Below are 12,043 nucleotides of genomic sequence, written 5' to 3' on the forward strand. Positions count from 1 at the left end.
ATGAATGACGCTCGCCGGGCGCCCACGCACTACTGAACCTGCCACCAGCGGGGCAACAGGCGGCGCACTTCAGACCGCCTGTAACGGTCGTCGATCAGATGCACGACGCCCTCGTCGTGCTCCGTGCGAATCACGCGCCCCGCCGCCTGCACGACCTTCTGCAAACCGGGGTACAGATACATATATTCGTAGCCGTTGCCGAAGCGCGCCTCCATCGTGCGGCGCATCTGCTCGTTCACTTCGTTCATTTGCGGCAAGCCGAGCGTCGCGATAAAGGCGCCGATCAACTGCTGCCCGACCAGGTCGACGCCTTCTGAAAACGCGCCGCCGAGCACCGCAAAGCCGACGCCCTGATTCGCGGTGCGAAAGCGCGCGAGGAAGGCGTCGCGGGCCGCCTCGTCCATGCGCGGCTCCTGCGCCCACACGGGCAAGCCGGGATGGCGCTCGCGCATCAACGCAACCACTTGCTGCAAATATTCGAAACTGCTCAGGAACCCCAGGTAATTGCCAGGCTTCGCCAGATACTGCGCCGCGATCAGATCGACAATCGGCTCGAGCGAACGGTTGCGATCGCGCCAACGTGTGGATACGTTGCCTGCCACCCGCACGCGCAACTGTTCCGCGCGAAACGGCCCTTCTACGTCGAGCCATTGGGTGTCTTCTGCGAGCCCGAGGGTGTCCCGATAGAAATGATGCGGTGTGAGCGTGCCGGAGAACAGCACGGTGGTGCGCGCCGCCGCATAACGCGGCGCAAGAAACGGTGCGGGAATCACGTTGCGCACGCACAGCACGCAGCTGCTCTTATCGCGGGGGGCGTGCCTGTCCGTGGTCAGCGTGATGTCGAAAATAGAATGTTCGCCAAACTGCTCGGCCAGCGCGACAAAATGCATGGCGTCGAAGAAAAAACGCAGCGCTGCCTCGTCGATTGAAAGCGGCGCCTCGGCAAGCTGATCCGTTACTGCGCCGATCAGATTTTGCGCGGCTGCGAGCAGCTTGCCCGGCACCTCGGCATAGACCTGATACGACGCTTGCTGCGCGCGCCTGACTGCATTCCATTCGCGCTGCAAACGTTCGAGCGGCTTGCGCAACGTGAGCGGCGCGGTCTTGCGCGCGAGCCGCAACGCCGCCTGATCCAGCGACGCCGTGTACATGCGGCGCGCGCGGTCCAGCAGGTTGTGCGCCTCGTCCACCAGCACGCCGACGCGCCACTGGTTGATCTGCGTGACCGCGTACAGCATCGCGCTGCTGTCGTAGTAGTAGTTGTAGTCGCCCACCACCACGTCGGCCCAACGCGCAAGCTCCTGCGCGAGGTAGTACGGGCAGACGTCATGGGCGAGCGCTGCTTCGCGCACCGCCGCGCGGTCCATGCGCGACACCGCGAGTGCCGCGCTGCGAGCGGCGTCGAGCCGGTCGTAAAAGCCGCGAGCAAGCGGACATGACTCGCCATTGCATGCTTTGTCGGGATGCTCGCAGGCTTTATCGCGGGCGACCAGTTCGAGCGTTCGCAAAGGCAACGGCGCGGTGCTCTTGTGCAGCGTGTCGATTGCGTCCAGCGCCAGTGCACGGCCCGGCGTTTTTGCCGTGAGGAAGAACACCCGGTCTATCTGCTGCGCCGCGCATGCCTTGAGCAACGGAAAGATCGTGGCAAGCGTTTTACCGATGCCGGTGGGCGCCTGCGCCATCAGCGCTTTACCGTCGCGTGCAGCACGATAGACGGATACCGCCAGTTCCCTTTGCCCGCTGCGAAACTGCGCATGCGGAAACTGCAATGCGCTCAACGCGGCGTTGCGCGCAGCGCGATGCGCTTCCTCCTGCACCGCCCAATCGAGAAAACGCTCGCACTGATCGACGAAAAAAACCTCCAGCTCGCGGGCCGTATGCAGTTGCGTGAGCACCGTTTCCTTCTGGCTACCGACATTGAAGTAAACCAGAGCAACGCTCAACTCGGCAAGCCCGCGCGCGCGGCACAGCAGATGGCCGTACACCAGCGCCTGCGCCCAATGCAGCGTGCGATGATTGGCGGGCATGCGTTCGAGGTCGCCGCGATGCGTCTTGATCTCTTCGAGACGATTCGCGACCGGGTCGTAGCCGTCCGCGCGGCCCCGCACCGTGAGGTTGCGATGTGTGCGCGTCAGAGCGATCTCGCTTTCGTAGCCGCTCGCGCGGCGGCCCGCGACGGTCACGTGGCCCGCCATGCCCTCCAGCGATGTGGGCGCCGGCGTGAAGCGCAAATCGAGGTCCCCGCGTCTTGCGGTGAACTCGCACATCGCTCGCACTGCAACGACGTAGGTCATGTGATGCGCTCCGCCAGGGTCGCGGCAGGCGCGGCTGTGGCTCCCGCGGCTGTGGCGGCATTGGTGGCATTGGTGGCTGCGACTGCGGCTGCATCAGCGGCCGTAGCGGCGGCGGCATTGGCGGCCTTAGCGGTGGCGGCATTGGCGGCCTTAGCGGCGGCGGCATTGGCGGCCTTAGCGGTCGCGGCCTTAGCTGTGGCGGCCTTAGCGGTGGCGGCACTGGTGGCGGCACCGGTGGCTGCATTGATGGCTGCATTGGCGGCTGCATTGGCGGCGGCATTGGTGACTTTAGCGGCGGCTGCATCGGCGCACGCATCGCTCTGCGCTTCGTCGGCCCAACGCACGTCCAACACACGCACTGGCATGCCGTGCTGCACACAGTACGTGAGCCAGCGGATCTGGTTGTCCTGCAGACGGTCGCCCGGCCCTTTCACTTCTATCAGCTCATAACGCCGCTCGGCGGGCCAGAAGCGAATCAGGTCCGGAAGACCCGAGCGATTGGCGCGCACGTCCCGCAGCAAACGCTCGAACCACAGCTTCAGATGAGCGGCCGGCAGACAGTCGAGCGCCATCGTGACGAGTTCGGGCGTGAGCAGCCCCCAGAAGACGAACGGCGACTGCACGCCCGCCTTGTCACGCAGATGCCGCAAGATTGTCTCGCGATAAGCGCCGCTATCGAGCTGCTCGAGGCACGCCGCGAACTGCGCCGCACGGCGCGCATGGAAATCCGGCGCGTGAAGATCGGCCGGACCGCGCTGAAACGGATGGAAAAACGCACCGGGCAACGCCGCGAACACGGGTTTCCAGCAGAGCAGGCCAAATAGCGAGTTGATCAGCGCATTCTCGACGTAATAGACCGGCGCAGCTTCACAGGTCAGATGATCGCGTACGAGGTATTCAACCGACGGCGGCGCATGCGTCGCTTGGGGCGAGGGCGCATACTGCGATGCGGATGCTTGCGGCCTCGGCAAAATCAACGTGCTGCGTTCAGCGGCGCGCTCGGCACGCACACGGACCGCCGGCTCACCGAGCTTGCGCCTCAAGCGCGGCAACATGCGCGCGACGCGCTGCTGCTCTTCCTCGCTTTCAGGCGACGCCGCGGCCTGCAACGCCAGCGCAACCGCCGCGTCGAAGCGCTCGCTGCGCTCGAGCACGCGAATGCGCCGGTGGCGCGCGCCGGGCCACTTGCATAGCTCGTACACCACCATTGCACTAGCCCACAGTTGCCGCCGTTCGCAATGCTGGCCGATGCGAAACAGCAGCTTCGCGCGCCGCATTTCGAGCCATGAATCAGGAACTTCAACTGCCCGAACGCGCGCGACGATCTCACCCATCACCGCCTCTTCCGCTTCGCGATCGAGCAGCGATCCGAACGACTCTATCGACGCCAGTTCCTCGCGACATGCGTGCAACGCAAGATATACGTCGACGTCCGCGCGCCGCTGGAATGCACGCGATGACGGCCCGAACGCGACCTTCTCGTACTGGAACACGCCAAGATCCGCGAGCACGAACTCGGACCAGTCCTGTTGCAGATTGCCGAAGAACATCAGCCGCAGACGCTCGCACAACGGCGCGACGTCTACGCGAAACACGCGATCGCTAGAATGAGGATTCCATGCCGATAGTGGGCGCGCGGTGTAGCCGGCGTTGTTGCCTGGGTTGTTGCCTGTGTAGTTGCCGCTGTTCTTGCCGTTGCCGTCCTCATCATCCCCCTGCGCATGAAACGGACGCAACGCCTCCAGCAACTCCGGCTTGCGCAAGCCGCGCGCGCCGGGAATCAACGCCAGTGCGTCCGCGAAAATATCGAGCAGTTCGGCGCGCGTGGTGAGCGCGAACAGATCGTCGAGCGTCAGGTGCGGCGCAGGGTCCAGCCAGCCCAGCGCGCTGATCGGCGCGGCCGCTTGCAACGGGCAGCCGATCTCGTCATAAGCAAGGCGGCTCGCGCGAAACAGCGTGCCCTTGCGCATCAGCATACGCACCAGCAAGGCCCGCGAAGCCTGCGGCAGCAGCGCGAACGCGCTGAAAAAAGCGCGCTCGTCTGCATCGAGCAGGTCGTCGTAACGTTGCGCGAGCCATGCGAGAGCCCGCTCGAAGTTCAGCAGATAGTAGGGAACGCCGGCGGGGGAATCCGGCGTAGCATCGGTTGCCACGGAGTTTGCACGACCTGTATGTATATACAGTGATGATAGCAAACTCCGTTGGCGCTAAGCGCCGGCCGCCAGCCAGACGACCGTCAGAGAACGCACGCCCTGCGCGCCGCGGATGAGTACGCCTTCTATGTCCGCAGTTGCGGAAGGCCCCGTGACCAGCACCGCATAGCGAGCGTCGCGGAAGTCGTCGCGCCGGTAGACGTCTTGCAAGCCGTCCACCAGTTGCGCCGGATCGAGCAGCACCACCAGATGCTGCACGATATAGCCCAACGCATTCACCACGTACTCGCGTTCGCTGAACCACACCGAACCCGTCTCCGCGACGCCGAAACGCGCGCGCACCACGCCAACGTCGATGTCCTGCAACGATGCAGGCTGCGTGTCGGCGGTCAGCGCGCGCGTGCCGGGCACTTGAGCGGTAGCCGATACGATGGACACGGCCGCACCGAAACGCTCACGAATCAGCCCGGTCACGCTGGATGCGCTCTGCGCCTCGACACATGTACCGCCCATCGTTTCCAACGCAGCCGTAAAGCGCGCGCGCAGGTCGCCGCCTACCGGATTGAACAGCGGCACCTCGGGACGGGGCCGCGCGGCCGGTTGCGCCTCGCGCACTCTGGCGAGAAAAGCCTCACGCGTTGCCATCGCCACCTCCGCGGTTTTTCTTGTACCAGGCATGGAAAGTCTGTTTCGGCGGCTCGGGCAACTCGCGTTGTCTGCCCCAGATGTTCAGCGGGTTGTACAGCACGAAGTTGGGCAGCCGCCGCAATGCGCCGCTCATCGACGCGACCGTCGCGCGATACAGGGTCGGGCTCGCCAGCAGACGCCCTGCCATCTTCAACACTTCCTGCTTCACGAAGGGCACTTCGTGTCGCTCGGCAATCACCGTGCGCCATTTGTAGATCTGCTCGTGAATGTTGATCTTCACCGGACACACGTTCGTGCAGCTGCCGTTGAGTGTGGAGGCGAACGGCAACGCGCTATAGCGTTTGAGGTCGAAGGTCGGGTTGATGATCGCGCCGATCGGACCCGAGTACGTGCCGCCATACGAGAGCCCGCCGCTGCGCCGGTACACCGGACAGGTATTCATGCACGCGCCGCAGCGGATGCATTTGAGCGAGTACCAGAAGTCCTCCATCGCAAGCCGTTCCGAGCGGCCATGATCGACGAGGATGAAATGCATCTCCGCCCCCGGACGCGGCGCGCGGAAATGCGACGTGTACTGCGTCACCGGCGAACCGAGAGCACTGCGTGACAGCATACGAATGAACACGCCGAGATCGGCGACCTTGGGAATCAGCTTCTCGATGCCGATCGACGCAATGTGCAACGGCGGCACGTTTGCCGAAAGATCCGCGTTGCCCTCGTTCGTGCACACGACGACGGTGCCGGTTTCCGCCACCGCGAAATTGCAGCCGGTCATACCCGCTGTTTTCTCGCGCACGAAGTACGGCCGCGTGTTCATGCGCTGGCTTTCCGCGAGGTAGTGAATGTCGCTGTTGTGCGGATCGGTGCCGATGGTCCGGCCGAACAGTTGCGCGACATCGGCACGTAGTTTATGAACCGCGGGCACGACCATATGACTCGGGTCCTGATGATCGAGCTGCTGGATGCGTTCGCCCAGATCCGTTTCCATCACCGTTATGCCGCGCGGCTCGAGATATTCGCGCATCCGGCATTCGTCGGTGAGCATCGACTTGCTTTTGACGAGCGTGGTCATGCCGCGCTCCGACATGATCTTGTGCACGAGCGCGTTGTGCTCTTCGGCAGTCGCAGCCCAATGCACTACAACACCGTTCGCCTCGGCCGCCGCCGCAAACTGTTCGAGGTACTGCGACAAATGCGACAGCGTATGTTCCTTGATGCCTGACGCCAGCTCGCGCAGCGTCTCCCATTCGGCAATTGCCTGCGCCTGCGCGTCGCGCTTTTGCCGCAAATCCCATAGACGTCTGTCGTGAAACGCAACGTGCTCCGTCTTTTTGATGAAGTCGCCGGCTGCCTTTGCGTGGTCGATGCGGCTCATGCGCGCGCCCCGTTGAGCACTTGCGCGATGTGAATAAAGCGCGCGTCCGCCTTCATGCGTTCCGCACAGCCTTGCTGGTGCATGAGGCACGACATGTCGCCCGACACGATGTATTGCGCGCCCGCGTTCAGATGATCGCGCACCTTGTCCTGCCCCATGCGCACGGAGACCGGCTCTTCGGTCACCGAGAAGGTGCCGCCAAAGCCGCAGCATTCGTCCGGACGCAACGGCTTGACGAATTCGATGCTCTTTACGCCCTCCAGCAAAGTGCGCGGTTTCGAAAACGGCTGCCCCGCCACTTCCGACATCGACGCCTCCTTCAGATGCCGCAACGCGCTGCAACTGTTGTGCAGGCCGACCCGATACGGAAACTCGGCCCACGGGAATTCGCGCGCGCCCACCACGTCGTGCAGAAACTCGACCAGTTCGTACGCGCTTGCTCGCACCTTCCTCACTTCGTCGGTCTGCTCGATTGCAGTGAGATGCTCACGCACGTGGTGTATGCAGCTTGCGGAGGGCCCGACGATGTAGTCGTAGCCCGCGAAATTGCGCGCAAACACGCGCTCGGCCCCGGCAGCGTCGGCGTGCGCGCCGCTATTGGCCATCGGCTGGCCGCAACAGGTCTGCTCTTGCGGATAGTCGACCTCGATGCCGAAGCGCTCGAGCAACTCGAGCGTGGCGATGCCGACTTCGGGATAGAACGCATCGATAAAGCACGGGATAAATAGTGCGACTTTCATGTGTTCATGAATTGACGAGGGAAGCGACGTGTGGACGGGCGGGCTCATGGACCGCTTGTCCGATTAACCGATTAACCGATTAACCGATTGTCCGATTTACCGATGAACCTGTGGGACGCGTGCGGGGATGCCGCCAGCCCGTCGGCAAGGCCGGTCAGCTTGGTCAGACCAAAATATAAGGAAGTCGCCGGTAACTGTCAATTCGAACATGGCGGCTCGCGGCGGGCGTGACCATGCCATTGGCCGCGCGCCACGCGCGGCCAATGGCATCCGTAAGTGGTAAAGCAGAAACGAAAGGCGCGTGCGAGGGCTACAGCTTCGCCGCATCCTCCTGATAAATCTCGCGGACAAACGCGAGATGCCGCTCGGCGGCCTTGCGCGCTTTTTGCGCGTCGCGCGCCATGACCGCGTCGTAGATGGCTTGATGCTGGCTCATCAGTTGCTTTTCCATCGCCTCGTCGTAGTCGATCAGGCGATGGTACTGCCGCATGCCTTCGCCAATCAGCGTATGGATCCCGTGCATCACATGGGCGAGCGCTATGTTATGCGTGGAGTCGGCAATCGCAAGATGAAACGCGGCGTCCAGTTCGGCGAGATTCACGCGGTCTTGCGACTGCGACGCCGCCTTCAAGGCCTCGAACGCCGTCCTGATCTTGCGAAGGTCGGCTGCGGTGGCGCGCTCGGCGGCATACACAGTGGAAATGGATTCGAGCCCCTGGCGAAGCTCCAGAATGTCGGCACTGGTACGCGGGTTCTGCAGAAGCAACTCGGCAAGCGGCCGCGAAATGATCGGTGCGGTCAGGTCGACCACGGTAAAGCCGCCCCGCCCCGAAGTGGCGATATAGCCGTCCGATTCCAGCCGGATCAATGCCTCGCGCAACGAAGGCCGCGACACGGCCAGTTGCGTGGCCAGATCGCGCTCAGCCGGCAAACGGTCGCCTGGCATCAGCGTGCCGTCCGAGATCAATTGCTTGATCTGATCGGCAACCACGTCGGAAAGCCGTTTGCGCGTGAAGGACTGGATCGGGCGAAAGTGCATAAGCTGCGGCTGACAAAGCCGGATTGTTCGGTTCAGGGCGTGGGATCGGCGCGCGCAAACCGTGCGCGCGGCGCATGAATTATAGCGTCGCCACGAACGCCGCAATGCGCTTGCACGCCTCGGCAAGCCGCGCTTCGTCGACCACGAAGCCCAATCTCACGAAGCCGTTCGCCGTCTCGCCGAAAGCGCTCGCGTCCAGCACCGACACGCCTTGCGCACGAAAGAGCCGCCACGTGAAATCCACCGTATCCAGACCTGTGCCGCTCACGTCGACCATCATGAACATGCCCGCTTCGGGCAGCAGGCAGCGCAAGCGCGGAATGCGGCTCAAATGCTCGAATACGACGTCGCGGCGCCGCCGATAAATTTCCCGCATCTCGGCAACGATGCGCGCCTTGTCGTGCAGCGCCGTCAGCGCGGCCTGCTGGATGAAGCCCGGCAAGCCATACAGCATGGCGAGCGCGAGCCGCCCCATGTGTTCGATGAGCTGCGTCGGGCCGATTGCCCAGCCTACGCGCCAGCCCGCCATTGCATGCGATTTCGACAGACTGCCGAGCGTAACGGTGCGCCCGGCCATGCCAGGTAGCGCCATGATGCTCACATGCTCGCGTTCGAATGTGAGGTCGGCGTACACCTCGTCCGAGAGCACCCATAGATCGTGCTTGCACGCGAGCCGCGCGATCCGCTCCAGGTCCGCGCGCGGCGTGACGACGCCCGTGGGATTGCACGGCGTGGCGAAGAAAATGGCCTTGGTGCGCGAAGTGACGGCATTTTCGAGTGCATCGCAGTTCAGGTGGAAGGCGCGCGCGGGGTCGACCGGCACCGGCACGAGCGTCGCGCCGGCTGCGCGAACGCAGGCTTCGTAGGTCAGGTACATCGGTTCGGGAACGATGGCCTCGTCGCCGGCTTCGAGCAGACACAAAGACGCGGCGAATACGCCGTTTTGCGCACCGGCCGTGAGGATCGCATTAGCCGCCGTGATGCTGCAACCGCTCATGCGCGACTGTTCGGCCGCAATTGCCGCACGCAACGGATCGCGCCCGGACACCGCGCTGTAGTGCGTGTCGCCGCCGCGCAGCGCTTCGATCGCGCGCTCGACGATCGGCGCGGGCGTCGCGAAGTCGGGGTCTCCCACGCTCAGCACGATCACGTCTTCGCCATTGGCGGCGGCCTGCTGCGCGACACGATGAATTTCCCATGCCGACGTGCGCCTGCCTTGCAAACCCTCCACCCGACTCGAATACTTCATCGCGCTCATCCATTCCGATTTTGACCCGCCAATGTAATGGGGCCGGCGCGAAACGTCCAGATACGAAAAAGCGCCGCGCGGGCGGACAGCCTCGCGCGGCGCTTCAGCTTCTCCGGTCCCCGCGTGCAGGGAGCAGGCAGATCAGACCTGGCGGCGCAACTCCGCCGGCGGCACCTTCATCAAATGACGATATTTGGCGACCGTACGGCGCGCGACCAGCACGCCCTGGTCCGCCAGCATTTTCGCCAGCGTTACGTCGGAGAGCGGATCGCGGGCGTTTTCCGCCGCGATCATTTCCTTCAGCAGCGCCCGCACCGCGGCCGCGGAACAGGTACCGCCGCTTTCCGTGCCGAGTTCGCGCGGGAAGAAGTGCTTGAACTCGAAGATGCCGCGCGGCGTGGCCATATATTTGTTGCCGGTTGCGCGCGAGATGGTCGATTCATGCAGGCCGAGCTCGTCGGCGACATCGCGCAACACCATCGGCTTCAACGCGATTTCGCCGTACTGGAAGAAGGCCTTCTGATGCGCGACAATGCATTCGGCCACACGCTGAATCGTATCGAAGCGTTGCTGTGCATTCCTGATCAACCAGCGGGCTTCCTGAAGCTGCTGCGCAAGCGGCGAACGGCTCGCCCCCGCGGACTGCGCAAAGAGCTCTGCATACATGCGGTGAATGCGGGCGCGCGGCTGCACGGCCGGGTTGATCGTCACGACCCACTTGTTGCGGACCTGGCGCACGATCACGTCCGGTACGACGTAGTTGTCCTCGGTGCGGCCATAGCAGTTGCCCGGCTTCGGGTCGAGCTTGCGCACGAGCGCGCAGGCCACACGCAGTTCCTCGGCGCTGCAGCCAATCTGCTTCTGCAATTCCGCCTGCTCGCGGCGCGCGAGTCGCTCCAGATGATGCTCGACGATCTGGCGCGCGACCTCGCGCCCCGGCGTTTCGGCAGGCAACGCGTTCAGTTGCAGCAGCAGGCATTCGGACAGCGAACGCGCGCCGAGGCCGGGTCGATCGAGCGACTGCACGAGGCGCAGCGCGACCAGCAGCTCTTCTTCCGTCAACTCGGGCTCGAGATCGACGCTGTCGGCGAGATCCGCGAGGTTCTGGCGTAGATAACCGTCGTCGTCGAGCGCCTCGATGATGAAGCGCGCCACGGCGCGATCGCGGTCGTCCAGCCTGTACAGGCGCAGTGCGTCGTGCAACTGCTCGCGCAAGGTCGGCTGCGAACGTGCCCATTCCGCGGGATCGCTGCCGTCCGAATCGCCGTTCTGACGGGCCGAGCTACGGCTGCTGTAGTCGCCGGAGAAGTCGCCGGGCATATCGTCCGGGCCGCCGCTGTCGAGTGTTTCGCTCGTGACTGCTTCTGCGGGCAGCGCGTCGGGCTCGGCTGCCGCGACGGCATCGGTGGCGGGCAGCGCGCCGGATTCGTCGCCGGGGGTCGGGGTTGCGAGCGCAACGTCTTCCGTATCCGACGAGTCATATTCGAGGAACGGATTGGTGTCGAGCGCGGTTCGCAATTCCTGCTGGAACTCCAGAGACGATAGCTGCAACAGACGCACGGACTGCTGCAACCGCGGCGTGAGTGCAAGAGACTGCCTTGTGCGAAGTTCAATTGAAGGCATCGTATTGAGGTCCCGTTAATAGCTGAAGTAGAGAGCATCCTCAATAGAGCAACTGCTGTACCAGCTTTTGCAACACACTGTTTTTCCTAGCCTTTGTTTTTTCGGGCGCGCCGTTTGCGGCCTCGCGCGGCGCCATTTTTACAAGCGGGGCGGCAAATCCGGGCTGCTTCGGGATGGCCGCCAAACGCTATCGCCATGCGGCTTTGGCCGATGCCTGGGTTCGTGCTTGGGCCGATTCTTCAGCGGAATTCATACGCACGGCCCGGCTCGCTTCACGTCTTGCCGCCGTAAGCGAACTGTTGGGCATGCACTTTGCGACACGCTTGGCGTGGACGGACGCGTATCCCCCCATCCCGCGCGAATCGCGCAACGACTGCGGGGACCCGGCCGGTGTCGATAACGGGCCCTGACGGAACCGTAGCGGCAACGACCCCACGCGAGTCATCGGCGGCCTTCGCCGCGATCGACCGCAGGCAACAAGACCGCAATTTTCATCAACACCCGAAGGAGAAACCATGAAGACCATCCAGATGCTCAAGACCGCCGGCACCATCGCGTGTGTTGCATTCGCATTGAACGCGACTGCGCAAACCAGTGCCTCGGCACCGCCCGCTGCATCCGAAAGCCTCGGCCAGCATATCGACGACGGCACCATCACCACCAAGGTCAAGGCAGAATTGCTGGGCGCGAAGAATGTGAAATCCACGCACATCCACGTGAAGACGCGTAAGGGCGTGGTCTGGCTCACGGGCACCGTGCCTTCCGCCGACGACAAGCTCGCCGCCCAGGAAGTCGTGGAAGGCGTGAAGGGCGTGAGCAGCGTGAAGAACCGCCTGAAGATCGCGGCCGAATAAGTCCGCTCAGGCGCGCCCGGCGCCTCGCGCACTCTCTGAACGATGTGCGCTCCGAGCCGGGCAAACAA

Annotated in this window: 10 protein-coding genes; 1 reads left to right on the plus strand and 9 read right to left on the minus strand. The window is 63.8% G+C overall.

The window, feature by feature from the left end:
- Nucleotides 1–29: 29 nt before the first annotated feature.
- The 9 genes from JNB89_RS00750 to JNB89_RS00790 form a co-directional block, all read right to left on the minus strand.
- Entirely contained in the window at nt 30–2,294 is a 2,265-nt protein-coding gene (locus JNB89_RS00750; protein ID WP_220360880.1) for an ATP-dependent DNA helicase, read from the minus strand.
- Nucleotides 2,291–4,447 carry a VRR-NUC domain-containing protein gene (locus JNB89_RS00755; protein ID WP_346656177.1) on the minus strand — a complete coding sequence of 719 codons (2,157 nt, stop codon included), beginning with the start codon at nt 4,445–4,447 and terminating at the stop codon, nt 2,291–2,293. Before JNB89_RS00755 ends, JNB89_RS00750 begins: the two co-directional genes overlap by 4 nt.
- Nucleotides 4,448–4,501: 54 nt before the next feature.
- Nucleotides 4,502–5,092 (minus strand): LutC/YkgG family protein, encoded by a 591-nt coding sequence (locus tag JNB89_RS00760; protein ID WP_220360881.1) that lies wholly within the window; start codon nt 5,090–5,092, stop codon nt 4,502–4,504.
- Nucleotides 5,079–6,470, minus strand: a complete 1,392-nt coding sequence (locus JNB89_RS00765) for a lactate utilization protein B (protein WP_013341254.1) — start codon at nt 6,468–6,470, stop codon at nt 5,079–5,081. Before JNB89_RS00765 ends, JNB89_RS00760 begins: the two co-directional genes overlap by 14 nt.
- Nucleotides 6,467–7,210, minus strand: coding sequence for a (Fe-S)-binding protein (locus tag JNB89_RS00770; protein WP_220360882.1), 744 nt, complete (start codon nt 7,208–7,210; stop codon nt 6,467–6,469). Before JNB89_RS00770 ends, JNB89_RS00765 begins: the two co-directional genes overlap by 4 nt.
- 310 nt (nt 7,211–7,520) lie before the next feature.
- On the minus strand, nt 7,521–8,249 hold the full coding sequence (locus JNB89_RS00775; RefSeq protein ID WP_013341256.1) for a FadR/GntR family transcriptional regulator: 729 nt from the start codon (nt 8,247–8,249) through the stop codon (nt 7,521–7,523).
- A gap of 79 nt (nt 8,250–8,328) precedes the next feature.
- Nucleotides 8,329–9,498 (minus strand): pyridoxal phosphate-dependent aminotransferase, encoded by a 1,170-nt coding sequence (locus tag JNB89_RS00780; protein ID WP_220360883.1) that lies wholly within the window; start codon nt 9,496–9,498, stop codon nt 8,329–8,331.
- Nucleotides 9,499–9,639: 141 nt separating this feature from the next.
- Entirely contained in the window at nt 9,640–11,121 is a 1,482-nt protein-coding gene (locus JNB89_RS00785; RefSeq protein ID WP_220360884.1) for an RNA polymerase factor sigma-54, read from the minus strand.
- 40 nt (nt 11,122–11,161) lie between these two features.
- Entirely contained in the window at nt 11,162–11,305 is a 144-nt protein-coding gene (locus JNB89_RS00790; protein WP_220360885.1) for a hypothetical protein, read from the minus strand.
- A gap of 331 nt (nt 11,306–11,636) precedes the next feature.
- Here JNB89_RS00790 and JNB89_RS00795 point away from each other — a divergent pair, with 331 nt between their 5' ends.
- A complete protein-coding gene (locus JNB89_RS00795; protein ID WP_013341259.1) occupies nt 11,637–11,975 on the plus strand; it encodes a BON domain-containing protein in 339 nt (112 codons plus the stop codon).
- The last annotated feature ends 68 nt before the right edge of the window (nt 11,976–12,043 follow it).

Source organism: Paraburkholderia phenoliruptrix (genome assembly GCF_019511605.1).
Classification (GTDB): Bacteria; Pseudomonadota; Gammaproteobacteria; order Burkholderiales; family Burkholderiaceae; genus Paraburkholderia; species Paraburkholderia phenoliruptrix_A.

Excerpts from the sequence above, each read along its gene's own strand:
- JNB89_RS00780 (WP_220360883.1), bottom strand. The coding sequence starts at position 9,498 with ATGAAGTATTCGAGTCGGGTGGAGGGTTTGCAAGGCAGGCGCACGTCG.
- JNB89_RS00765 (WP_013341254.1), bottom strand. The coding sequence starts at position 6,470 with ATGAGCCGCATCGACCACGCAAAGGCAGCCGGCGACTTCATCAAAAAG.
- JNB89_RS00795 (WP_013341259.1), top strand. The coding sequence starts at position 11,637 with ATGAAGACCATCCAGATGCTCAAGACCGCCGGCACCATCGCGTGTGTT.
- JNB89_RS00785 (WP_220360884.1), bottom strand. The coding sequence starts at position 11,121 with ATGCCTTCAATTGAACTTCGCACAAGGCAGTCTCTTGCACTCACGCCG.
- JNB89_RS00750 (WP_220360880.1), bottom strand. The coding sequence starts at position 2,294 with ATGACCTACGTCGTTGCAGTGCGAGCGATGTGCGAGTTCACCGCAAGA.
- JNB89_RS00775 (WP_013341256.1), bottom strand. The coding sequence starts at position 8,249 with ATGCACTTTCGCCCGATCCAGTCCTTCACGCGCAAACGGCTTTCCGAC.
- JNB89_RS00760 (WP_220360881.1), bottom strand. The coding sequence starts at position 5,092 with ATGGCAACGCGTGAGGCTTTTCTCGCCAGAGTGCGCGAGGCGCAACCG.
- JNB89_RS00770 (WP_220360882.1), bottom strand. The coding sequence starts at position 7,210 with ATGAAAGTCGCACTATTTATCCCGTGCTTTATCGATGCGTTCTATCCC.